Origin of the sequence: Thioalkalivibrio sp. K90mix, from assembly GCF_000025545.1 — a bacterium.
GTDB lineage: Bacteria > Pseudomonadota > Gammaproteobacteria > Ectothiorhodospirales > Ectothiorhodospiraceae > Thioalkalivibrio.
In genome coordinates, this window is sequence record NC_013889.1 from 1,195,163 (window position 1) to 1,217,669 (window position 22,507).

The window sequence follows — 22,507 nt, forward strand, 5'->3', positions numbered from 1 at the left end:
TTGAAGATTGAGACGAGTGGCTTCAAGGGGGCGCAGCGTGGGGGTGCACATACTGCCCGTACGATGATGCTGGCCGAGTTGAGCGAGCTGCTGGATTATTGTGGCGAGAGCGCGGTCGCGCCAGCGGATTTCCGACAAGCGATCGAGGAGAACAACTGCCTCGGTAAGCGCTCGGCGAAATCGAGGACGCTGACGTATCGCCATCTGGTGGATCTCTACGGTTTAAGCGACGCACAGCTCGTCTTTCGTGGGCTGCGCTATTTCTGGAACAAGGACCCGGACGGTCGCCCGCTCATGGCGCTCTGCGCCGCGCTGGCCCGCGACAGGATTCTGGCGGACGTCGCCCCGCGTATCTGGGCAGCAGAGCCCGGTGCGCTCGTTACCAGGGAGTGGGTTGAAGAGCAGATCGAAGTGCTGGACCCTGGACGTTTCAGCCCGGCTACTCGGAAATCCGTGGCACAGAACATCAATGCGACGCTGACGCAGTCCGGCCACCTTCGGGGTCGGATGAAGAAGTATCGCGTCACGGCACAGCCGACGTCTGGCGCTGTCGCTTACGCGTTGTTGCTTAGCCGGGCCTCTGGGGCGCTTGGCCCGGCCCTGTTCCAAACGCTTTACGCCAAGGCTATGGACTGCGTGATCGAAGATGCCATCGTGTTGGCCGAGGGTGCCAGCCGGAGGGGCTGGATGCGCTTCAAACGGCTCGGGGAGGTCATGGAAGTGGCCTTCCCGGATATCGCCAACGCCACCGACCTGGAGCGGTTGCATGAGCAAGATTAGGCAGCTCCTGCAGAACTACGGCGACCATATCGCGGTCCCCTGGCGCGAGGACGCTGCGCCCGCCCAGCGCGTCATCTTCTGCGTCTACCGCGAAACCGATGAACGTACCCTTCGAGCCAAGGTTGACGAGTTCGACCTGGTCACGCGCGAAGCCGGTTACGATTGGCGCCACTTCGATCTCACCGATACCTTCGCATGCTGGTTGTCAGGCCAGCGTTACGCGAAGAAGTACTTCGCCCAGCCTGAACTCCTGGCCAACCTGTTGCCGCGCTACCTGGATTACCTCGGCGAGTGCTTTGAACGCTTTGTCGCCGAACAGGGGGCCCACACCCGCAGCGTCGTGGCGGTGTCTGGTGTGGGTTCGCTCTTTGGCCTGGTGAAGGTGAAGGATGTCGTGGACCGCTTTGCGCCCCTGGTGAACGGGCGGCTGCTCGTGTTCTTTCCGGGCAGCTTCGAGAACAACAACTACCGTCTGTTGGATGGCTATGATGGCTGGAATTATCTCGCCATCCCGATCACGGCTGACAAGACGCATTAAGGAAAGGATTCAGCATGCAAAACCGGGAGATCTACCAGAAGGATCCGTCGACGCGGAACCTCGCCAACAATGGCGTCGCCAACGTCAACGACGACACCTCGGGGTCGGCGCTGGATGTCCTGCGCTACGAGCTGGAAACCTTCGTTTGCGACGGCGAGTACGAGCGCGGTGTCGCCCACATCCTGGACACCTACCTTAAAAACCTGGGCCACGAGGAGCAGCCCGCCGTCTGGATCAGCGGCTTCTACGGTTCCGGTAAATCGCACCTCGCGAAGATGCTCCGTGCCCTTTGGTTGGATACCCCCTTTCCGGACGGCGCCACCCCGCGCGGCATCGCGCACCTGCCCCCCTCGGTGCAGGAGCACCTCACTGAACTGACCGCCCAGGGCCGGCGCCACGGCGGCCTGCATGCAGCCTCCGGCACGTTAGGAGCAGGGGCGAGCGGCAGCGTACGCCTGGCGCTGCTGCGCATCATCTTCAAGTCGGTCGGTCTGCCGGAAGGTTATCCCTACGCCCGTTTCGTTATGTGGCTGCAGCACGAAGGTGTGCTTGAGAAGGTCAAGGCGGCCGTGGAAGCCAAGGGGTACGACTGGGAAGAAGAGCTGGACAACTTCTACGTCGCGGACGGCCTGCACGAAGCCCTCACCGAGCTGATGCCCAAGCGCTTTGCATCGCAAAGCGCCTGCGTCGAAACGCTCAACAATATGTTTCCAAACGTCAAGGATGTCTCCAGCACAGAGATGCAGGACGCCATCGAGCAGGCGCTAACCCACGACGGCAAGTTACCGCTGACGCTCGTCGTGTTGGACGAGGTGCAGCAGTACATCGGCCCCGATGCGCAACGCTCCCAGGACGTGCAGGAAGCCGTCGAGGCTTGCGCCAAATACCTTAAAGCCAAGCTCTTGTTCGTCGGGACCGGCCAGACCGCGATCACCGGCACGGCCAATCTCGCGCGCCTGCAGGGCCGTTTCACCGTCCGGGTGCAGCTCTCCGATGCAGATGTGGACACGGTCATTCGCAAGGTGATCCTGGCCAAGAAGCCCGAGGTCACCGACACGATTGACCAAGTTATGAACACCAACCTGGGCGAGATCTCTCGACACCTTACGGGCAGCTCCATTGCCCACAATCAGGACGACCGCGAGTACTTCGTTCAGGATTACCCCATCCTGCCGGTGCGGCGCCGCTTCTGGGAAACCGCGCTGCGCGTGCTGGACCAGACCGGCACCGACAGCCAGCTCCGAAATCAACTCCAGATGGTGCACAAGGCCATTCAGAGCAATCTGGACGCAGAACTCGGCAACGTCGTGCGTGCTGACTACATCTACTTCGATGGCGCCGAGAAGCTTCTCCAGGCGCGCATGTTGCCCAAGAAGGTCTACGAGGCCATACAGACCTGGTCGCGCGGCAGCGCGGACGAGCAACTAAAGGCGCGCGCCTGCGCGATGATCTTCCTGATCAACAAGGTCGTCAGCGGCCAACCGCAGATTGGCATCGCCCCCACCGTGGACACGCTCGCGGATCTCCTGATCGAGGACTTGCCGGCCGGGTCGGCCAGTCTGCGTAGCAAGCTGCCCAAGCTGCTAGATGACTGCCATCTGGTCATGAAGGTGGGCGAGGAATACCGCATCCAGACCGAAGAAAGCACGGCCTGGAACGACGCCTTCCTTAACCACCGCTCGAATATCGCCAACCAGCAGCATGTGGTCGAGGACGAGCGCGATCGCCGTATCCGCAAGATGTTCGGTGACCTATCCCGACGGCTAAGCCTTCAACAGGGGCAATCGAATGTCAGCCGCGAGGTCGAGTCTTGCTTCGATGCGGAGCTCCCCAAGGATGCCCATAGCCGCATCTATCTCTGGGTGCGCGAGGGCTGGTCGTCCGACGAGAACTCCGTACGAGCCGAGGCCCGCCAGGCCGGCAGCGGCTCGCCCACCGTCTTCGTCTTCATCCCCAAGCGGCATGGCGACGAACTGCGCGAACAGTTCATGGAGTACAAGGCCGCCAAGTACACCCTGGACGAACGTGGTGCGCCCAGCACGCCGGACGGCAAAGAGGCGCGTGAGGCCATGGAGACCAGCATGCGTCACGCCGAAGGCCGGATTGACGGCTTGCTAAAAGAGTGCTTCGCCGAGGCCCGCGTCTTCCAGGGCGGCGGCAACGAAATCGGCGGTAATGACCTGTTGGCCATGATGCAGGAGGCGGCAGAAGCGGCCCAGATTCGCCTCTACCCGAAGTTTGATGCGGCGGATCATCCCGCCTGGGGCAAGGTCCTGGAGCACGCCAAGAAGGGCGCGCCGGATGCCCTCAAGGCTGTCGGCGACGAAGGCGAACCGGACAAGAACCCCGTGTGCAAAGAAGTGCTCGGCTTCATCGCGGGAGGCAAGAGCGGTGCCGATATTCGCGCCCATTTCGAGGGCCCGCCTTATGGCTGGTCCGGGGATGCCGTCGATGGCGCCCTGCATGTCCTGATGGTTTCAGGGCACGCGCGCGCGCAGGATGATCGCGGAAACCCAATGGATCCGGCGAGCCTGGACCGTCGCGCGATCGGCAAGACCCAGTTCCGGGTCGAATCCGCCACTATCACGACGGCGCAGCGGATCCAGGTTCGCAAGCTCATGCAGCCCCTGGGCATCAAGGCCAAGTCCGGTGAGGAGCTGAGCTACGTGCCTCAGTTCCTGGAGGCACTGCGCGAGCTCGCGGCTACCGCAGGCGGCGAAGCCCCCAAGCCGGAGCCGCCGGATAGCGGCTTTCTCAATGAGCTGCGCCGCTGCGTGGGCAACGAGCAGCTTCAGGCCATCTACAACCAGCGAGAGACCATTGCCGAATCCATCAAGGAGTGGCAGGCCACCCGCGACAAGATCCAGGAGCGCTGGCCGCAATGGCTAACCGTCAAGCAGCTCGCCCGGCACGCTGAGGCGCTGGACAGCACTGAGGCTCTGCGCTCCCAGGTGGAAAGCCTGGAACAGCACCGCAAGCTGCTCGCCGATGAGTTACTGTCAAAAGTGGTGTACGGGGGGATTGAGGAAGGCGGCGTATCCGGCTGGAATGGAAGTGCGACCAACCAGCCAGCCAGAGGAGATACGCCAACATGGCTCACGATACGACAGAGAACCCGAACGGACCAGAGGACCCGTTGACCGATCTGCTGCGCCGCGGGGCGCGGGATCTGATCCAGCAAGCGGTGGAGGCAGAGTTGCGGACGTTCATGGAGACCTACGCGGAGGATCGCATGCCGGACGGTCGCCGGGCGGTCGTACGCAATGGCTATCAGCCCCAGCGCCGGGTTCAGACCGGCATCGGCGATGTACCGGTGCAGGTGCCGAAGACCCGGGATCGGTCCGGCGGTGGCCGGCACTTCACGTCGAGCCTGCTGCCCCCGTATCTGCGCCGGGCGCGCTCGGTCGAGGAGCTGCTGCCCTGGCTCTATCTCAAGGGGGTGTCCTCGGGCGACTTCCAGGAGGCGCTGAGCGCGCTGCTGGGCGAGCAGGCCCAGGGGCTGTCGGCCTCGACACTGGGCCGCCTCAAGCAGCAGTGGCTGACCGAGCACGCCGAATGGCGCGAGCGTGATCTCCGCGCCTACCGCTACAGCTACTGGTGGGCGGACGGTATCCACTTCAACCTGCGCGGGGAGGACGACGAACGCGCCTGTGTGCTGGTCATCATCGGGGTCCTGCCCGACGGGACCAAGGAGTTTGTTGCCCTCGACGACGGGATGCGCGAGTCCGAGCAGAGCTGGTACGAACTGCTGGTGCGCCTGCGGGATCATCAGGGCCTCGCGAACGGCCCGAAGCTCGCCATCGGCGATGGCGCGCTGGGCTTCTGGAAGGCCCTGGCCCGGGTCTACCCGGACACCCGCCGCCAGCGCTGCTGGGTCCACAAGACCGCCAATGTGCTGAACCGGCTGCCCAAGCGCAGTCAGCCCAAGGCCAAGTCCGCCTTGCAGGCGATCTGGATGGCCGAGACCCGCGCCGACGCCGAACAGGCCTTCGACGCCTTCCTGACCGCCTACGGCGACAAGTACCCGAAAGCCGCCGAGACGCTGGCCAAGGACCGGGAAGACCTGCTCGCGTTCTACGACTTCCCAGCCGCGCACTGGCAGTCGATCCGGACCACCAATCCGATCGAATCGACCTTCGCCACCGTGCGGCTGCGCACCGACAAGACCCGGGGCTGCGTGACCCGCAACACCGTCTTGAGCCTGACGTTCAAGCTCGGTCAGAGCACGCAGAAGCGCTGGCGTCGGCTCCGGGGTTACGAATGGCTCGACAAGCTCGAGCGCGGGGTCAAGTTCATCGACGGCATCGAGCAGACCGAACCGACCAACGACGAGGCATCCTCCATCACCGACCGGAGCGCCGCCTGAACCCGCCATCGCTCATACACCAGACTTGACCATAACTCCTCGCCGATCCGGATCCCTGTACGGAGCTGGCCAACAACCTGGCCCAAGGCCTGCGCGAAGAATTGAACCGGCTCGACGCTGCCTATAAGACGGAGCACGAAACGGGTATGGCACGTCTGAGCGCAGACGCCAACTGGCAAGCCCTGGAGCCGGAACAGCGCAATAGCCTACTGGCGGCCCAACGTCTTACCAATGCAGATGCACCGGAGATCAAGGTGCAGACCACCGCTGATGTCCTCGCCACCCTCGACCGCATCCCACTCGGCACCCTGGCCGACCGCGTCGCCGCCATGTCCGGCCGCTTCGGCCAGATTTTGGAAGAAGCCGCGCTTCTCCGCGAGCCGGAAGTGCAGTTCGTCAACCTCCCGCGCCCTACATTGCAATCTGAGGCCGAGATCGACAAGTGGGCTGAGGAAGCAAAAGACGACCTAAAGAGATGCCTGGCGAACGGCCCGGTGATTCCGAGATGATCATCAGTCCGTTCGAGGAGAGAATTGGCTCTTCTGAGGGACATCCATATTGTGAATTTATATACGTCTGGCCGCAGTCTGAGATTGGTTTGATGGGGGTAGTATGATTACTTCTATATTCCTGACTGCGATAGCTATAACGTTTGCGGTCATCTTGTTTCTTACGTTTCCTCCTTTGGGGCTTGCATATGCTGCTTGGATTGGCTGGCATTACATAAGTGCATACAAAGAATCAAATAGGCGAAAGGAGGAGACTCGAACATACACGATTGAGAGAGATGCGGAATTTCGAAAATATAAGGATGGCGCTGAGCAAGAGCAGCCAGCTGACATGTATATGTATGCTCGGTCATTAATATACAAGCAGCATGGGGTCAAGGACCGGATGGCGGGTGTGAAAATTATGCAAGCGGCCGCTGAAAAGGGGTATGGCCCAGCGCTATATTGGGTGGGCGAAAGGTATGCCTGTGGGCAAGACGGTTTTGAGAAAGACCTGCATAAGGCACTAGATTATTTTAATTCCGCTGCAATGAAGGGTTTTTCTGAAGCGGAAAAAAAAATAAATGCACTTAGGAGAGAAATTAAAAACTCCGAACAGGAGCTCGAGGATGCGAGACGAGAAGCGTCTATAAAAGATAAGCACGGAAAGTATGCAGCATTCTATGAGTTATGCGAATCTGGACCGGAACAGATTTTGCTTGCGGCTATGATTTCGGAAGCCGAACTCGAGGTCTTGAATGGTCGCCTTATTGGGGTCGTACTTCTGGCCCAGCAGATCAATATTCTTCGTTATCGTGTGGATTTTATGATTAATGAAAAGTTGGTGGTGGAGGTGGATGGCAAGAGATATCATGATAATGATGATTCGTTTTTCGAAGACAGAGTTAGAGATCAAGATCTCCTAATGAATGGGTACGTGACGGTGCGGTTTTCGGCTAAACAGGTGTACCGGGATGCACCGGATTGTGCGCGCCGAATCATCTCTTTGGCGGAAACGTATGAATGTGCTTTTCCGGAGTGATCTGTAGGATGCATACACTTAATCCAGACTTGCGCAAACAACTCGAAATCACGGTGGTGGATGCGCGCGAACTGGCCGAAAAGGCCGCGCGCGCCGCGCTCGAAGAGCTGGGGGTGGGCGAGGGCACTCCGTATCCGCATCTGACGGAGGGCCAACGCGACTTGCGGCGTCGTTTACGCCTGCATGGACGACAGCTCGGCGATCCGTTGAATGGCGGCAAAGAGCAGAGCATGGAGCGCCTCGTCGAGGAGGTCGCCTATGAGCACTGGCACCGCATGCTGTTTGCGCGCTTCTTGGCGGAGAACGAGCTGCTGATGTACCCGGACCCGGAGGGTGCAGTGCCGGTGAGCCTGCAGGACTGCGAGGACCTCGCCGCCGACGAGGGCGCCGCCAACGGCTGGGAGCTGGCCGCGCGCTATGCCGCGCAGATGCTGCCGCAGATCTTCCGCGTGGATTCGCCGGTCTTCGAGCTGAAGCTGCCCACCAATTTCCAGCAGCCGCTGGAACGCCTGCTGGCGGAGCTGCCGGCAGAGATCTTCACGGCCTCGGATGCCCTCGGCTGGGTCTATCAGTTCTGGCAGACCAACAACAAGGAGCGCATCAACCGCTCGGAGGTCAAGATCGGCGCGCGCGAGTTGCCGGCGGTCACGCAACTCTTCACCGAACCGTACATGGTCAGCTTCCTGCTGGACAACGCCCTTGGTGCCTGGTGGGCGGCGCGGCGCTTGACGGAAGACGACCTGCGTAACGCCGAAAGCGAGGAAGCGCTGCGCCAGAAGGCTGCCATCCCCGGCGTGCCGCTGCAGTACCTGCGCTTTGTGCGCGAGGAGACCTACGCCGTGGACGGGCAGGCCGGCGATGATCAGCCAGAAGGTGGTGCCGGGCAGGGCGCATGGACGCCGGCGGCCGGCACCTTCGTGCAATGGCCTCAAAACATTGCGGACATGAAGATCATGGACCCCTGCTGTGGCTCGGGGCACTTCCTGGTGGCGGTGCTGCTCATGCTCGTGCCCATGCGCCAGGAACTGGAAGGGCTCGACCCGCAGCAGGCTGTGGACGCCGTGCTGCGCGACAACCTCCACGGTCTGGAGCTGGACCAGCGCTGCGTGGAGCTGGCCGCCTTCGCCCTGGCGCTCACCGCCTGGCGCTACCCCGGGACGGGCGGCTACCGCAAGCTGCCGGAAATCCAGGTGGCCTGTTCCGGCCTCTCTGTCAGCGTGGCCAAGGACGAATGGAAGCAGCTCGGACTGGGCCGCAAGAACCTCTCCATCGCGCTCGACTGGATGCACGACGCCTTTCGCGACGCGCCGGTGCTGGGCAGCCTGCTGAATCCGGCCAAGACCGACGCCGCCAAGGTCGTGCAGTGGTCAGAGCTGTCCAGCGTGCTGGACGGGGCGCTCAGCCAGGAACGCACCGACGCCCAGCAGGAAGCCGCCGTGGTCGCCCAGGGCCTGGCCAAGGCCGCGACGCTGCTTGCCGGCCAGTACACCTGGGTGGTCACCAACGTGCCCTATCTCTCGCGCGGTAAGCAGTCCGAGCGCCTGCGCGATTTCTGCGAGAAGCACTATCCGGCCGCCAAAAACGACCTGGCCACCGTTTTCCTCGACCGCTGCCTGGAGCTATGCGCCGAGGGCGGCAGCAGCAGCGTCGTGCTGCCGCAGAACTGGCTGTTCCTCAGCAGCTACAAGAAGTTCCGGGAAAAGCTGCTCAAGCAGGAAGCCTGGAACCTGATTGCTCGCCTTGGCGAGCATGGTTTCGATTCGCCTCAGGCTGCAGGGGCCTTTGTTGCCATGCTCACCCTGACCCGTGGCAACGCCACCAGCCAGCACGGCGCGCTCTTTTCCGGCGAGACGGTCACCCAGCGCATTCGCGGCGTCGATGTCTCTGAACCCAGAACCGCCGCCGACAAGGCTGCCGCGCTGCTCGGCGCTGAGGTCAAGAGCGTGGATCAGGCCGGGCAGTTGGAGAATCCGGATGCGCGGGTTTCCTTGGAAGATCTGGAGACCGGCAGCATCCTTAGCGATTCGGTGAACAGTTTTCTCGGGCTTGGCACAGGCGGATTTGAGCAATTTGGCCGCTCGTTCTGGGAGTTTGACCGGAGGCCATCAGACTGGGCTTTGTTGCAGACAGCGCCACAGAATCGCGCGGACTTTGATGGTCTGTCCTCATTGGTCGCTTGGGAAAAGAACTCCAATCGCGTTAAGGGGATGGATCGGCTGTACCGAGAGCGAATTCACAATCAAGACCAAAGTGGGCAGCAAGCTTGGAATAAATCTGGCATTGGGGTCGCGCTTATGCGTGGTCTCCGATGTTCGCTTTATACTGGAGCAAAACATGACAAGTCGATGGCAGCCTTAATTCCGACCGACGAATCGATTATCGCGGCTGTCTACGCGTACTGCAAGTCAACGGATTATTACGAGCGAGTCAGGGAAATTGATCAGAATGTGATCGTTGCGAATGGAACCCTAGTCAAAGTCCCCTTCGATCTCGAACGCTGGACTCAAGTCGCCGCCGAGCAATATCCCCACGGCCTACCAAAGCCCTACACAGACGACCCCACCCAGTGGATATTCCACGGCCACCCCAGCGGTTCGGTCGTCTGGGATGAAGACAGCAAACGGACGGCCCACGGTCCACTCCGTACCGACGATACCGTTCTGCAGGTCGCAGTTGCCCGTCTGCTCGGTTACCGCTGGCCTGCGGAGCTGGATCCGGAGATGGAGCTGGCCGCCGAGCAGCGCGAGTGGGTGGAGCGCAGTGAAGCGCTGCTGCCGCATGTCGACCGCGATGGGATCGTCTGCATCCCGCCGGTGCGGGGGGAGGGGGCCGCTGAGGACCGGTTGCTTGGTCTGCTGGCGGCCGCCTATGGCGATGAGTGGTCCGGCCAGGTACAGGCCAACCTACTTGCGAGCGTCGGCCATGCTGGAAAGACCCTGGAGAGCTGGTTGCGGGATAAGTTCTTCGCCCAGCACTGTAAGCTCTTCCAGAATCGGCCCTTCATCTGGCAGGTATGGGACGGCCTGCGCGACGGCTTCTCGGCCCTGCTGAACTACCACCGGCTGGACTACAAGAACCTGGAGACGCTGATCTACACCTACCTCGGCGACTGGATCAAGAGGCAGAAGCAGGACATCAGCAGCGGCGTCGACGGCGCCCAGGAAAGGCTCGCCGCCGCAGAGGCCCTCAAGGAGCGCCTGCTGCTGATCCTGGAAGGTGAGAAGCCCCACGACATTTTCGTGCGCTGGAAGCCGCTGGCCGAGCAGCCCATCGGTTGGAACCCCGATCTGAACGACGGCGTGCGCCTCAACATCCGGCCCTTCGTTTATGTACCCGACATCAAGGTGAAGGATGCGGGCATTCTCCGCGATCGAGTGACAACTCGTGATTTGAAGACGAAGCAGCTGAAATTCTGGAAGAAGGATCGCGGCAAGGACGTCGAGTCCGCCCCCTGGTTCGACACCTTTGGGGGCGAGCGGATCAACGATCACCATCTGACCCTGGCCGAGAAGCGGGCGGCGCGTGGTGTGTAATGCGCGAGAATGGGGGCTGTCGCGGGGGTGCCCGTTATTGCCTCGGTGACCGGGAGCGAAGCTAACAGGATGTCCAGACGCTAACAAAAAAAATGTTAGCGATAGAGAATTATGTTAGCGTTGCCCGACGATGACGCTTGGAAAGGCATTTGCGCGCTACTTCGAGCAGGAGACGGGGCTGCCCGTGACCTGGGGGCGGGCTTTGCCTGCCAATCTGCCCACGTACCTGCGCCAACTGTTCGAGCTGCACGAATGCACGATTGACGGCGAGCGCGTGGTGGCGTTGCTGCTGCGCGACGAGGGCCGAATTCGAGGCACCCGCGCCTTTGTCGCGCAGATCGAGAAGGCCATGGAATTGGCAGGCGAGGCAGACTCGGCGTACTGCCTGGTGGCCGATGCATTGCCCAGCTATCTGCGACGGCGGCTGGTGGGTGTGCGGGTGCCCTTCGTGGTGGTCGGCGAGCAGATCTACTGGCCGCGCCTGGGCCATCTGATGACCAACCAGCGCTCTCAGCGGCGGGGCGCGGCACCCACCGAGCGGCTGAGCCCGGCTACGCAGGCGGTCTTCGTGGCCATGTTGCTCGGCCAGATCGGCATGCCTGCCAGCGCGACTGCGATGGCTGAGCCACTGGGCTATACCGCCATGAGTATGAGCCGTGCAATCAAGGAGCTGGAAGGCAATGGGCTGGTGCGCACCGAGCTCCATGGGCGGGAGCGCGTTGTTGAGCTCGCCGAGCCGCCGAAGGATCTATGGCAGAAGGCGCAACCCTGGTTGCGCAGCCCGGTGCGCGAGACGGTGCGGGTGATGGCGACGGATATTGCGGAATGGTCGTTGCCGCGTGCCGGCGAGTCGGCGCTGGCCGAGTACTCCCTGCTGGGACCGCCCGCGGAGCCGGTCTATGCCCTGGCCAGCCGCGCCTGGCGGCGGCTTGGTCAGGGCCTGGAGCTGATTCCCGTGCAGGACGACGGCACTTGCCTGGTGGAGCTATGGCGCTATCCGCCGGAAGCGAGTGCGCGCGAGGGCTGTGTGGACCCGCTCTCGCTGGATCTGAGCCTGCGTGACCGCACCGACGAGCGTGTGGAGCAGGCGGTGGCGGAAATGCTGGAAGCCTTGCCATGGTGAGAGGGCTGGAATGGTTCGCCAAGCGCTTTGCCGGCTTCGAAGATTGCTACGTGCTGATCGGCGGGGCAGCGGCTTATCTGGTGCAGGAGGAAGCTGGCCTGGAGCCCCGCGCTACGCGGGATCTCGACATCGTGCTGTGCGTGGAGTCGTTGACTGCCGAGTTCGGACAGCGCATGTGGGATTTCATCGAAGAGGGGGGCTACGAGGTGCGCCAGGCGGGAGAGGCGCCGCGCACGTTCTATCGCTTCAGCAAGCCGAGCGATCCGCATTTCCCGACGATGCTGGAATTTTTCGCCCGCGAGCCGGGGCATCTTCCGCTCGTCGAGGACAGCCACCTGACGCCGGTGCCGATTGACGAGGCGGTAGTCAGCCTGTCGGCTATCCTGCTGGACTCTGACTATTACACGCTCATCCACGCCCAAAAGCGCGAGCTTCTGGGGGTGCCGGTGATCACCGAGTACGCGCTGATCCCGCTGAAGGCGCGCGCCTGGCTGGACTTGAGCAAGCGCAGGGCCGAGGGTGAGCCCATCGATTCCAAGGACGTGAAGAAGCACCGTAGCGATATCCTCCGGCTGTACCGCATGCTCGTACCAGGCCAGACGGTTGAACTGCCCGAGACCGCGCGGCGTGATCTGCACGAGTTTCTGGATGCGCAGCGAGGGCAACTGGATGCGGGTTACCTGAAAACCCTTGATATCACCGATGAGAGCGGTGACGAGATCCTCGATCGACTGGGGCAGATGTTCGGAGTGCAGGTATGAGTGAGCAGCAGGCCGGTCAACAGTCGCAGACGGTGGCGGAAGCGCTGGTGGCCGCCGTGCGGCGCAGCGCCCGTTATAACCCGGATGTGGAGAGCGCGCCGCATTGCATCCTCTGGACGGATCGCGAGCAGCAATGGCAAAGCGTGATCCCGGCACTGCAGGGCGATATGCCGGAGTTGCTGGTCTTCGGTGAGTACGAACCCGAGCGCCGCAGGGGCCCTGCTATCTGGCTGCGTTGTGCCATGGCCGGCACGCTGGACGAGATCACCTTGCCGCCGGGCCAAACGCCGGTGATCTACCTGCCCGGCGTGGGGCGCCAGGATCTGCGCGCGGTGGAGAGCTGTCCGGAGTCGCTCAAGCCGCTGGCCGAGCTGCAGTATCGCGGTGTGACTTCGGCCCAGATCAACACCAAGGACTGGACGGTGCTGGCCTTCCTGAAGTCGGAGCAGGGTGGGTTGGGCCTGGATGTGGCCCAGGATCAGGACAGCAAGCGGGCCATGTTGTTGGCACTGTCCAATTTGATCGACGAAGACGTTGCGCTGCTCCGCGACAAGCGCCTGGACGCCAATTACTTCAACACGTTGCTGACAGGCGGTGACCCGACGCGCGATCTGCTGCAATGGCTGGAGGATCCGGAGGCCTTCGACGCTGCCCGGACCGATCAGGAAAAGGCGGCGTTCGCGGAAGTCTGCCGTTCACAGTTCGCTTTTAACGTACAGGACGGGCCCTTGGCGGCCGCGGATCTGCTGGCGAAAGGGCAGGGGCCGTGGGCGAATGTCTGGCAGCGCTTCTGCGAATCCGCGCGGCGCTACCCCAATATCCCGAAGCAGATCCGGCGCTGTCAGGCGCCGGCATTCGACCTGGGCGATGATGCTCAGACGATGGGGGGGTGGCCGCAGTGGAATGACCACGAAGAAGAAGAGCTGCAAAAAGGGCTGCTGGCATTGCAGCAGAAGGCCCCCCACCAGGCGCGGGAGCAGATTTTGTCGCTGGACAGGCAGCATGCGCAGCGGAGGAATCTGGTCTGGGCGGAGCTGGGTGAAGCGCCGCTGGCCTGTGCGCTACAACATCTCGCGACACTGGCCAGTGTGACCGGAGATTCGCTGGCTGCCGGTTCGCTCGACGATCTCGCGGCGGCCTACGCGAGCCAGGGCTGGAGGGCCGACGATGCGGTGATGCGGGCGTTGGAACACGCCTCAAGCAATCCGGACTACGAAGCCATTACGGCGGCCGTGCGCGCGGTGTATCTGCCCTGGAGTGAGGATGCAGCTCGATACCTGCAAAAGATCGTGAGCCAGGTCACCCCGCCGGGCGGTACGCGTGAAGACGATCCGCCTCCTTATATTTGCAAGGATCAATGCGTGCTCTTTGTGGATGGGTTGCGCTTCGATACGGGCAAGCGACTGACAGAGCGCCTGGAATCTGCTGGTTTCGAAGTTGAGGAAGATCCGACGTGGACCGCGTTGCCGAGTGTGACTGCAACGGGCAAGGCCGCGGTGTCCCCGGTGCGGGACCAGATCACGGGTGCACCCGGAAGCACGGACTTTGAACCGAATGTGCGTGAGAGCAAGGTCCGCCTGAATAGCTATCACCTGAGAAAACTCCTCGGCCAGGCGGGCTGGGAGTATCTGAAAGGACATGAGACTGGCGCCGGTCAGGGCCAGGCTTGGTGCGAGTTCGGCGACATCGATCACGAGGGCCACTCCCGGGGCTGGAAACTCGCGATGCATCTGGATGGGATGCTGGATGAGATTCGGGAGCGGATCGAAGAACTGCTGGCGGCCGGCTGGGCAGAAGTGCGGGTGGTGACCGATCACGGCTGGTTGCTCATGCCCGGTGGCCTGCCAAAGATCGAACTCCCGAGTGCGCTCGCCGAGACCAAGTGGGGCCGGTGCGCGGCCATCAAGCAGGGAGCCAAGACCGTGGAGCGCCTGTTCCCGTGGTACTGGGATCCGCACCAGGAGTTCGCCTTGGCGGATGGTATCGCGTGCTATAAGCGCGGCGAGGACTATGCACATGGCGGCCTGAGCTTGCAGGAATGCCTGACACTGCAGTTGGCCGTGCGGCATGGCACGCAGTCACACACTGCAGCCACCATCAGTGATGTTGGCTGGAAGGGACTGCGCTGCACGGTGGCCGTGGAGGGGGGCGCCGAAGGCTGGAAAGCGGACATCCGGCAGCGGGCGGGCGACTCCGCCAGTAGCATCGTCAACGCCGTGAGGCCCTTCAAGGAAAATGGCACCTGCTCGATGCTCGTCGAGGATGACAGCCTGGAGGGCCAGACGGCGACCTTGGTGATCCTCGACGAGGATGGCCAGCTCCTGCAGCAGCGTGACGTCGTGATTGGTGGAACCTAATGACCGTAGAGCTTGATGACATCGACCGCCGGGCGGTGAGCGCCCTTGACGGGTATCTGGTACGCAAGGATCTCGTGCGCACGTTCAGTCGGCAGTTTCCGGTGCCGACCTACGTGGTCGAGTTCTTGTTGGGGCGCTACTGCGCCAGCGTCGACGAGGAAGAGATTCAGGAAGGACTGGAGATTGTTCAGCGCCAGCTTCAATCGCGCACGGTGAAGGCCGGGGAGGAGGAGCTCTTTAAGTCCCGAGCGCGCGAAGAAGGCGAGATCAAACTGATCGACATGATCACGGCCCGCCTGGACACCAAGACCGATACCTACGTGGCGACGCTTCCCAGCTTGCGCATCAAGGACGCTCGCATCACGCCCGAAATGGCTAATGGGCATGAGCGGATGTTCACCGGTGGCTTCTATGCCGAGATCACGCTCGGTTACGACGCTTCCATCGCTGCGGAGCAGAACGGCCGGCCGTTTGGCATCGAGGGGCTTCGCGAGATTCAGCTCTCCAGCCGAGACGTGCTGGAGAAGCTAGGGGACGCACGTAAGCAGTTTACGACCGAGCAGTGGAAGAACTTCTTGCTCCGCTCGATCGGGATCGAACCCGGTAGCTTGAGCGATCGTGAGAAAGACGCACTGATGTTGCGCATGGTTCCCTTCGTTGAGCGTAACTACAACCTGGTGGAGCTGGGGCCGCGGGGCACGGGCAAGAGCCATCTGTTCCAGCAGGTATCGCCCTACGCGCATCTGATCTCGGGCGGCAAGGCGACGGTCGCCAAGATGTTCGTAAACAACGCCAATGGTCAGCGCGGCCTGGTTTGTCAGTACGACGTGGTCTGCTTCGACGAGGTCTCCGGTATCTCCTTCGACCAGAAGGACGGTGTGAACATCATGAAGGGCTACATGGAGTCCGGTGAGTTCAGCCGTGGGAAGGAGAGCATCCGGGCGGATGGGAGCATCGTGCTCGTCGGAAATTTCGAGGTGGACGTTGAGCATCAGCAGCGCGTCGGGCATCTGTTCGGACCGATGCCACCGGAGATCAAGGATGACACCGCCTTCATGGACCGCATCCATGCCTTCCTTCCGGGCTGGGACGTACCGAAGGTGCGCAAGGAGATCCTGACGGACCATTTTGGTCTGGTAAGCGATTTCCTGTCGGAGTGCTGGAGTCAGCTTCGCGCCCAGAGCCGGGTGGCGACCATCCAGGATCGGGTGCGTTTCGGCGGGGCATTATCGGGGCGCGACACCAATGCCGTTAACAAGACGATAAGCGGCTTGCTCAAGCTACTCTATCCCGCTAACGGCCAGGTTTTGGACGAAGATCTGGAATGGGCCGCGCGTCTCGCACTAGAAGCGCGGCGCCGCGTGAAGGAACAGCAAAAACGCATCGGCGCCGCAGAGTTCCGGAATACGCACTTCAGCTATGTGATGGGAGACGATGGCGTCGAGCAGTTCGTCTCGACGCCCGAGCTGCAAAGCGAAGGGGGGATCGGAGACGATCCGCTGGAGCCCGGCCAGGTCTGGACAATCAGTCCTGGCACTGGCGAAGAATACCCGGGTCTATTTCGAATCGAGGCGAACGAAGGTCCAGGAAGCGGCGTCAAGATTCTCAATAAGCCTGTGCCCCCCGCCTTCAAGGAGAGCATGGGGTTCGCCGAGCAGAATCTATACGCCCGTGCCAGCCAGCTCGTAGGCGATAAGGATCCGCGCCAACATGAGTTCACCGCACAGCTGCGGGGTTTCGACGCTGCGAAGTCGGGTGCGAAGGTGGGTATGGCTGGCCTGATCGCGCTGTGCACATCGCTGCTCAAGCGCAGTGTGCGCGGTGGCCTGATTGTGGTCGGCGAAATCAACCTGGGGGGTTCCATAGAGCCGGTTCACGACGCCATCAACATGGTCGAGCTGGCGGTGGAAAAGGGCGCTTCCGTGGTGATGATGCCGGTCACGTGCCGTAAGCAGCTTTTTGATCTCTCCGACGATATGGCGACGAAGGTCGACATCCAGTTCTACTCGGATGCGCGCGATGCGCTGATTAAGGCGATCGCCGATTGATCTTCGCGATCCATTCTGGACCGCTGTGCGGGGGCGACTTCGTAGTCCCCTCGCCTGACTGCTTGAAGCCCCTCCAGCCTGGGGTTCATCAGCCGCAACGGAAGGGGTTATGGGTCGGCGCTTTCGACCGCCCGGTGGGAGTGTCGCCTTCCCGTAAATTCGGTCCATTGAAAACTGGAGGTCTCCGGGCACACTAGAGCCAAAGGAGGCCGAGATGCGCAAGAGTCGGTTTACGGAAAGCCAGATTGTTCAGACGCTGAAGCAGGTCGAAGGCGGCCGGAAGGTGAAGGACGTGTGTCGGGAGATCGGGGTCTCTGAAGCGACCTACTACCAGTGGAAGTCGAAATACGGCGGCATGGAGGCAGCCGACGTCCGACGGTTGAAGGAGCTGGAGGACGAGAACAACCGGCTCAAACGGATGTATGCCGAGCTGGCCCTGGAGAACACGGCCCTGAAGGACGTGATCACAAAAAAGCTCTGAGCCCGGACGAGAAGCGCCGTGTGGTCACTGCGTTGACGCAGGACCACGGGCTGAGTCAGCGCCGGGCCTGTCAGGCGGCAGGGGTTGCGCGGTCGGTGGTGCGGTATCGCAAGCAACCGGACCGGGACGATGCGGTGATCGCGCTTCTGCAGGAGCTGGTGGAGCGCTATCCGGAGCGGGGCTTTGGCAAGCTGTTCAAGCTGATCCGGCGTCGGGGCATGCCCTGGAACCACAAGCGGGTCTGGCGCGTGTACTGCGCCCTGAAGCTGAACCTGCGGCGCAAGGGCAAGCGCCGTTTGCCACCACGGGAGCCACGGCCCCTGGCGTCGACCGAAGCCCCGAACGTGGGCTGGTCAGCGGACTTCATGTCAGATGCGCTATGGGACGGACGGCGCTTCCGCACCTTCAACGTCGTGGATGACTTCAACCGGGAAGCGCTGGCTGTGGAGATCGATCTGAACCTGCCCGCACTCCGTGTGATCCGGGTGCTGGTACGCATCGCCGCCTGGCGGGGCTATCCGCAGCAACTCCGCCTCGACAATGGCCCCGAGTTCGTCTCGGCCGCGATCGCCGACTGGGCCGAGCAGCGGGGCGTGGAACTGAGCTTCATCCAGCCGGGTAAACCGATGCAGAACGGCTTCATCGAACGGTTCAACGGCAGCTACCGCCGCGAGGTCCTGGATCTCTATGTCTTCCGTACGCTGACCGAAGTCCGGGAACACACCGAGCAGTGGCTGCAGGACTACAACGAAACCATCCCTCACGAGTCGCTGGGGGACCTCACGCCGGTCGAATACCGTCAGTTACACACCCCGGAAACCTCTAGTTATGCGTGGACCTAATTGGGGGAAGTCGACACGGGGCTGCGCAGGGCTGACATCGTGGCGAGGATCGTCCATTCGATCCCGCGAACGGCGCCCCAGAACTCGCGAGAATGTAGGAAGTACCGGACAGCGTGAGAAACAACGAGGCGGTCCGATGCATCGGCATTACTCGCATGACCGTGCGGATGCGGCGTTTGTGCAACGAAGCGGAAGACCGGTTGCATCACCCGCAAATTCTGCGCACGGCCCTGATGCCGGAGCAGGTCGCAATTATGGTGCAGGTAAGGTAAGTGACGGTTCTGTCGCTGGATGACCCGGTGATCGTGGTGCGGGAGTTCCTGAACGCGGCTCTCACGCCGGCAGCCTAAGATCGGTGCCTGCTTCGTCATGGCGTGGGCAATCCTGGGGCCTGCAGCGGTGTGGAGTTTCGCGAGGTTGTCCTCCGGTAGGCCGGGGATGCTGAGAGGACTGGGAGATTTCCCTAGTTCCTCCCTCAACGAATACGTTCGGCACCGGATTTCGACAGAGCTCAGAGGCATTGCACATGGATAAGAAGCATCTCCCGAGTCTGATGGCCGACTTGTATCGCGTTGTGAGGGAGCTGGAAACAATGTTTCCCGGAAGGCATTTCACGCCGGATGGTCACCTTGTGGGCAGTCTGGGTGAGTGCCTCGCGGCCTATCATTACGGGCTTGATCTACTCCGTGCATCCTCACCCGGCGTGGACGCCGTGAAGGATGGGCGAGAAATCGAGATCAAGGCGACTCAGGGAACAAGAGTCGGGCTACGGAGTGGTCCGGAGCATCTGCTGGTGCTTCGGCTGGATCGGGGGGGTGGTTTCGCAGAGATTTATAACGGCCCGGGCGAGATTGTCTGGCGAGAATTCGAAGGAAAACGAAAGCCGAGCAACGGCCAATATCAAATTTCGGTAGCTCGCCTGACCCAGTTGATGCAGAACGTTTCTCCAGAGCTGAGGTTGCCAATGGTGGTCGCGAACGGGTGACGGGGCTCTGATGCTCGGCTTGGAGCGCTTTTGTCGTGTCCGAGGCCGATAGAGGGAAGGGTGCCCCAACTCAGGGCACGCTGGGATGATCGAGGGCTGGCGGGATCCAGAGCGGGCGCCGCCCTCCGAGAGTCGTCCAGTAGTAGCCAGAGTTTAAGGCGCGATGCGTCTTGATCCCACTGTTCTGGGCGCTTGTCCCATCCAGGCCGCGGATGACTCCCGCCAGCGGCATGTTGTAGGCGTCGCCGGTTTGGTACGCCTTGATCGTTCCCCACAGGGCGGCTGCCGCATCCTTGTGCGTCTCTTTGAGTTGAGTCAGCGGAGCGCTGAGAACAAATTCTAAGAGCTTGTCGTGCTCGTGGTGCCGGCAGGGGTAACGATGGCCGTCGGGGCCGCGCAGCAGAACCTTCCCGGCGTCGTGAAGCAGGGCGACCACCACAGCGGCTTCGCCGAACAACGCCGGTGTGCTCGGGAGTTCGCGCGTGGCCGCCTTTAGAGCCTCTGCGACTTCCAGACTGTGAGCAAGCAGGCCACCGGCATCCGTGTGGTGACAGCTTTTGGAGGCCGGGAGGGTCACGAAGTGCCGGGTGAAGGACTGGTCACGAAAGACGTTCTCGAGAAATTCGCGATAGGCGGGTGTGCACAGGGAGTTGGCCAGGTCGACGAGCCGTTCCAGGTCTTCGACGTTGGGCGCGACGTGGCCAGGCAGTAGTTCGATTGACGACCTCGGGTTGTCGGTTTCCCGAGTGGGACGGAGAACCGCCTGGGCTTGTCCGTAGCGGTCGCGCCGCAGCTCGATGCCGCACTCGAGCATTGATCGTAGGCCCGGGAGGATTCCTTTCCACTCCGTCTTCTGCGCGAAGGCGCGAACGCTGCCCGTGTAATCCCAAAGATCCACGGGGTAGTACGCCACGCCATTCCGTCCGGACCTCGGTTTGCCGATCTCTGCACCGAAGGTCCCAGTGACGGGAACGTCGATCTCGAACTCCGGATTTTCCAGCAGGTTTTTTACGTCTGCGACGGTCTTACACATGCCCGGTCGCCTCCTGAGCGTTGAGCGCTTCCTCGAGGCGGAATGCGAGCCAGTTGATCACTGCGCCGTCTAATGCCAGGGGTGTGCAAGGTAGTTCCCTGGCGATCCATGCGGCGACCGTTTCAAGGACAGGCTCGCTAGCATCGGTACCAAGCGCTTGGGCGAGGCTGGGCCGGTGCTCGAGCTGGTATGCCCGAATGAGCGCCGATGCCATCTGTTGTGGCGCATCGGTTTGCATCAGGTGGTTGCCGACGCGCGTCGTCTTCGGGGACTCACTCATCATCGGAGACCTCCTCGGTGACCGGATCGGGAGTGGTCTGAGGAAACTGCATGCGCGAGCGCAGCAGTCGCTCCATGGCGGAGCCATCCTGACGAGTGAGGTTCGGGACATACCTCGAGTACACGGTGAACAGCATCTTGGTGTTGGAGTGGCCCATCTGACGGGCAATCCACTCCGGACTCTCACCGGCGGCAAGCCACAGCGTCGCGGCCGTATGACGCGTCTGATACGGGTTACGCCGTTTGAGCTGGGCCTTCTTGAGCGTCGGGTACCACACGCGGTGATTCACGTTGTGGTATGAGAGCGGATAGCCGAAGCGACTGGAGAACACGTAATCGCTCCGACAGGCGACAGGCCGTTCGCGCATCGCTTCTCGGGCCTGTAAGAGGGCTTGGTAGACCATCTCGGACATCTGGATGGTGCGCATCGACCCGTCGGTCTTCGTCGTGGTGTCTTCACCGTTGACGCGGGCGGAATAGACGAGGATCTCCCGTCGGTCGAAGTCCACGTACTGCCATTTCAGACCGTCCACCTCGGATGTCCGCATACCCGTAAAGAACCGGACGATGAAGTACGGCCGCCATTTGGGGTCGACGGTATCGAGAAACTTCTGGACCTCTTCCAGCGAGAAGGGGTCGACCTGTGTGCGGGGGACACGCAGCGGCTTGATGCCCTGATAGGGCGTGATAAAGTCGAATCGGTCAGCGGCTTCCACCAGGATCTGCCGGAGCACATTCATGATTTGATTGATCCGGGACGCAGACAGCGTTTTTCCAGTGTTGCGGCATACTTTGGCGAGTTCGGCGCGGTACTGGAGGATCTCGGATTTCTGGATGTCGCTGACTTTCTTCTCCCCGAACTGCAGGGCCAGTTGCTTATCGAAGATGTCTCGCAGCTTCGTCCGGTAGGACGGCTTCCAGGTGGGCTCGTTCTCAGCAAACCAGGTCTCCCCAAACTCCTGGAACGTAGGGCCTGCGTTTGCGCCTTCTGCGGCCTGTAGCACAGACGTGGGTTGGGAGAACCGTGCCGCGCGAGGGCTGTTGGGAAACGTTTTGGCGTAATCGAAGGTACCCACAAGGATTTCGGCTTCGATTCGTTCGAGCATCTTCTGGAGTCGTTTCCGGTTTGACGGGGTGTCGTCGAGCGCGGTGTACTCCCGACAGCGGGTCTTCCGGTAGGAAAAATCCAGGTACAGGCGCCCGTTCTCTTTTCTGGCGCGGATATTACCCATGGCAGGCACCCCCGTTGGCCATCGGGATTGCCGGCATGGCGTCGGTGTACATGTCCTCCTCGATGTTCTCCCAGATGTAGAGGACCTTCCGTCGCCCGAAGGGACGAACGTAGTGTCGACCTTCGGATAACGCTTCCCTCCGCAGCACGTTGTTCACGTAGCGCGGATTCATGTGGAGTTTGTGGGCGAGTTCTACTGAAGTTAGATAAGTCATGATTCCTCCGTGCGTATAGCCGCTATACGGCATGACTTAACTGTATAGCGGCTATACGCCGATGTCAAGATCCTAGGAGGCGAGCTATACGGCTATACGCGGTGCGCCTATAATTCGCTCTTAACCAGCAAGATTGGAAATCGGATGAAGCCCACTCGAACGCAGCAGAAGCAGGTGAATATCCGTCTGGACGACGAAACGCTCGCGCGGCTTGATACATGCCGTACCGAGCTCCGCGATCAATTCGCGAATATCCCAACTCGCTCGGACGTGGTGCGGATGGCGATTGAGGAATTCCTGGACAAGCGATCCATCGGGACAGGGCACAGCACGACAAGCTGAGTTTCAATCATCGCGATGGTGGGGTGGTGCTCAGAATCGGTGGCCTGGATTCGTAGGGCAGAC

The 22,507-nt window shown here is 61.7% G+C and carries 19 protein-coding genes; 14 read left to right on the forward strand and 5 right to left on the reverse strand.

All coding sequences use genetic code 11. From position 1 onward, the window contains the following. The 12 genes from TK90_RS05660 to TK90_RS05720 all read left to right on the forward strand — a co-directional run bounded on the left by TK90_RS05660 (position 1) and on the right by TK90_RS05720 (position 18,359). Complete coding sequence (locus TK90_RS05660) at positions 1-780, forward strand: hypothetical protein (protein ID WP_012982529.1); 780 nt, start codon at positions 1-3, stop codon at positions 778-780. Beyond that, complete coding sequence (locus TK90_RS05665; protein ID WP_012982530.1) at positions 767-1,318, forward strand: BREX protein BrxB domain-containing protein; 552 nt, start codon at positions 767-769, stop codon at positions 1,316-1,318. The genes TK90_RS05660 and TK90_RS05665 overlap by 14 nt, the downstream gene beginning before the upstream one ends. A gap of 14 nt (positions 1,319-1,332) precedes the next feature. After that, complete coding sequence (brxC, locus tag TK90_RS05670; RefSeq protein WP_244406389.1) at positions 1,333-4,458, forward strand: BREX system P-loop protein BrxC; 3,126 nt, start codon at positions 1,333-1,335, stop codon at positions 4,456-4,458. Then, a complete protein-coding gene (locus TK90_RS05675) occupies positions 4,410-5,684 on the forward strand; it encodes an IS256 family transposase (RefSeq protein WP_012981820.1) in 1,275 nt (424 codons plus the stop codon). Before brxC ends, TK90_RS05675 begins: the two co-directional genes overlap by 49 nt. Before the next feature lie 146 nt (positions 5,685-5,830). Further along, positions 5,831-6,193, forward strand: coding sequence for a hypothetical protein (locus TK90_RS05680; RefSeq protein ID WP_041444209.1), 363 nt, complete (start codon positions 5,831-5,833; stop codon positions 6,191-6,193). Between the two features lie 103 nt (positions 6,194-6,296). Further along, positions 6,297-7,214, forward strand: a complete 918-nt coding sequence (locus TK90_RS14685) for a DUF559 domain-containing protein (RefSeq protein WP_012982531.1) — start codon at positions 6,297-6,299, stop codon at positions 7,212-7,214. An 8-nt stretch (positions 7,215-7,222) separates the two neighbouring features. After that, the gene (locus TK90_RS05690; protein ID WP_012982532.1) at positions 7,223-10,747 is read left to right on the forward strand and encodes an Eco57I restriction-modification methylase domain-containing protein; all 3,525 of its coding nucleotides are present in this window, start codon (positions 7,223-7,225) and stop codon (positions 10,745-10,747) included. Positions 10,748-10,877: 130 nt separating this feature from the next. Next, positions 10,878-11,870: a hypothetical protein gene (locus tag TK90_RS05695; RefSeq protein WP_012982533.1), complete on the forward strand. Its 993-nt coding sequence runs from the start codon at positions 10,878-10,880 to the stop codon at positions 11,868-11,870. Further along, positions 11,864-12,631, forward strand: a complete 768-nt coding sequence (locus TK90_RS05700; protein WP_012982534.1) for a hypothetical protein — start codon at positions 11,864-11,866, stop codon at positions 12,629-12,631. The genes TK90_RS05695 and TK90_RS05700 overlap by 7 nt, the downstream gene beginning before the upstream one ends. Beyond that, complete coding sequence (gene pglZ / locus TK90_RS05705; protein WP_012982535.1) at positions 12,628-14,988, forward strand: BREX-1 system phosphatase PglZ type B; 2,361 nt, start codon at positions 12,628-12,630, stop codon at positions 14,986-14,988. The genes TK90_RS05700 and pglZ overlap by 4 nt, the downstream gene beginning before the upstream one ends. Next, entirely contained in the window at positions 14,988-17,036 is a 2,049-nt protein-coding gene (brxL, locus tag TK90_RS05710; RefSeq protein WP_012982536.1) for a BREX system Lon protease-like protein BrxL, read from the forward strand. Before pglZ ends, brxL begins: the two co-directional genes overlap by 1 nt. A 214-nt stretch (positions 17,037-17,250) precedes the next feature. Then, positions 17,251-18,359, forward strand: a protein-coding gene (locus TK90_RS05720; protein ID WP_148216246.1) for an IS3 family transposase whose coding sequence is annotated in 2 segments (ribosomal slippage) — positions 17,251-17,503 and positions 17,503-18,359 — 1,110 coding nt in all. Because the reading frame shifts where the segments join, the coding sequence is not laid out codon by codon here. On the opposite strand, the gene TK90_RS15040 is transcribed toward TK90_RS05720, so the two are convergent. Beyond that, a complete protein-coding gene (locus TK90_RS15040) occupies positions 18,356-18,730 on the reverse strand; it encodes a hypothetical protein (RefSeq protein ID WP_148216247.1) in 375 nt (124 codons plus the stop codon). The two genes, TK90_RS05720 and TK90_RS15040, sit on opposite strands and share 4 nt — an antisense overlap. 155 nt (positions 18,731-18,885) lie before the next feature. Between TK90_RS15040 and TK90_RS05725 the strand changes: the two genes are divergently transcribed. After that, positions 18,886-19,344 (forward strand): hypothetical protein, encoded by a 459-nt coding sequence (locus TK90_RS05725; RefSeq protein ID WP_012982539.1) that lies wholly within the window; start codon positions 18,886-18,888, stop codon positions 19,342-19,344. Positions 19,345-19,414: 70 nt separating this feature from the next. On the opposite strand, the gene TK90_RS05730 is transcribed toward TK90_RS05725, so the two are convergent. The 4 genes from TK90_RS05730 to TK90_RS05745 are packed head-to-tail and all read right to left on the reverse strand — an operon-like array spanning position 19,415 to position 22,102. Beyond that, positions 19,415-20,377 carry a TraI domain-containing protein gene (locus TK90_RS05730; protein WP_012982540.1) on the reverse strand — a complete coding sequence of 321 codons (963 nt, stop codon included), beginning with the start codon at positions 20,375-20,377 and terminating at the stop codon, positions 19,415-19,417. Then, positions 20,370-20,657: a hypothetical protein gene (locus tag TK90_RS05735; protein WP_244406390.1), complete on the reverse strand. Its 288-nt coding sequence runs from the start codon at positions 20,655-20,657 to the stop codon at positions 20,370-20,372. Before TK90_RS05735 ends, TK90_RS05730 begins: the two co-directional genes overlap by 8 nt. Continuing rightward, positions 20,650-21,888 (reverse strand): Arm DNA-binding domain-containing protein, encoded by a 1,239-nt coding sequence (locus TK90_RS05740; RefSeq protein ID WP_012982542.1) that lies wholly within the window; start codon positions 21,886-21,888, stop codon positions 20,650-20,652. Before TK90_RS05740 ends, TK90_RS05735 begins: the two co-directional genes overlap by 8 nt. Next, positions 21,881-22,102 carry a hypothetical protein gene (locus TK90_RS05745; protein WP_012982543.1) on the reverse strand — a complete coding sequence of 74 codons (222 nt, stop codon included), beginning with the start codon at positions 22,100-22,102 and terminating at the stop codon, positions 21,881-21,883. The genes TK90_RS05740 and TK90_RS05745 overlap by 8 nt, the downstream gene beginning before the upstream one ends. Positions 22,103-22,246: 144 nt before the next feature. Here TK90_RS05745 and TK90_RS15495 point away from each other — a divergent pair, with 144 nt between their 5' ends. Further along, positions 22,247-22,444 carry a ribbon-helix-helix domain-containing protein gene (locus TK90_RS15495; protein ID WP_012982544.1) on the forward strand — a complete coding sequence of 66 codons (198 nt, stop codon included), beginning with the start codon at positions 22,247-22,249 and terminating at the stop codon, positions 22,442-22,444. Positions 22,445-22,507: the final 63 nt, after the last annotated feature.

Excerpts from the sequence above, each read along its gene's own strand:
- TK90_RS05665 (WP_012982530.1), top strand. The coding sequence starts at position 767 with ATGAGCAAGATTAGGCAGCTCCTGCAGAACTACGGCGACCATATCGCG.
- brxC (WP_244406389.1), top strand. The coding sequence starts at position 1,333 with ATGCAAAACCGGGAGATCTACCAGAAGGATCCGTCGACGCGGAACCTC.
- TK90_RS05675 (WP_012981820.1), top strand. The coding sequence starts at position 4,410 with ATGGCTCACGATACGACAGAGAACCCGAACGGACCAGAGGACCCGTTG.
- TK90_RS05680 (WP_041444209.1), top strand. The coding sequence starts at position 5,831 with ATGGCACGTCTGAGCGCAGACGCCAACTGGCAAGCCCTGGAGCCGGAA.
- TK90_RS14685 (WP_012982531.1), top strand. The coding sequence starts at position 6,297 with ATGATTACTTCTATATTCCTGACTGCGATAGCTATAACGTTTGCGGTC.
- TK90_RS05690 (WP_012982532.1), top strand. The coding sequence starts at position 7,223 with ATGCATACACTTAATCCAGACTTGCGCAAACAACTCGAAATCACGGTG.
- TK90_RS05695 (WP_012982533.1), top strand. The coding sequence starts at position 10,878 with ATGACGCTTGGAAAGGCATTTGCGCGCTACTTCGAGCAGGAGACGGGG.
- TK90_RS05700 (WP_012982534.1), top strand. The coding sequence starts at position 11,864 with ATGGTGAGAGGGCTGGAATGGTTCGCCAAGCGCTTTGCCGGCTTCGAA.
- pglZ (WP_012982535.1), top strand. The coding sequence starts at position 12,628 with ATGAGTGAGCAGCAGGCCGGTCAACAGTCGCAGACGGTGGCGGAAGCG.
- brxL (WP_012982536.1), top strand. The coding sequence starts at position 14,988 with ATGACCGTAGAGCTTGATGACATCGACCGCCGGGCGGTGAGCGCCCTT.
- TK90_RS15040 (WP_148216247.1), bottom strand. The coding sequence starts at position 18,730 with ATGACGAAGCAGGCACCGATCTTAGGCTGCCGGCGTGAGAGCCGCGTT.
- TK90_RS05725 (WP_012982539.1), top strand. The coding sequence starts at position 18,886 with ATGGATAAGAAGCATCTCCCGAGTCTGATGGCCGACTTGTATCGCGTT.
- TK90_RS05730 (WP_012982540.1), bottom strand. The coding sequence starts at position 20,377 with ATGTGTAAGACCGTCGCAGACGTAAAAAACCTGCTGGAAAATCCGGAG.
- TK90_RS05735 (WP_244406390.1), bottom strand. The coding sequence starts at position 20,657 with ATGAGTGAGTCCCCGAAGACGACGCGCGTCGGCAACCACCTGATGCAA.
- TK90_RS05740 (WP_012982542.1), bottom strand. The coding sequence starts at position 21,888 with ATGGGTAATATCCGCGCCAGAAAAGAGAACGGGCGCCTGTACCTGGAT.
- TK90_RS05745 (WP_012982543.1), bottom strand. The coding sequence starts at position 22,102 with ATGACTTATCTAACTTCAGTAGAACTCGCCCACAAACTCCACATGAAT.
- TK90_RS15495 (WP_012982544.1), top strand. The coding sequence starts at position 22,247 with ATGAAGCCCACTCGAACGCAGCAGAAGCAGGTGAATATCCGTCTGGAC.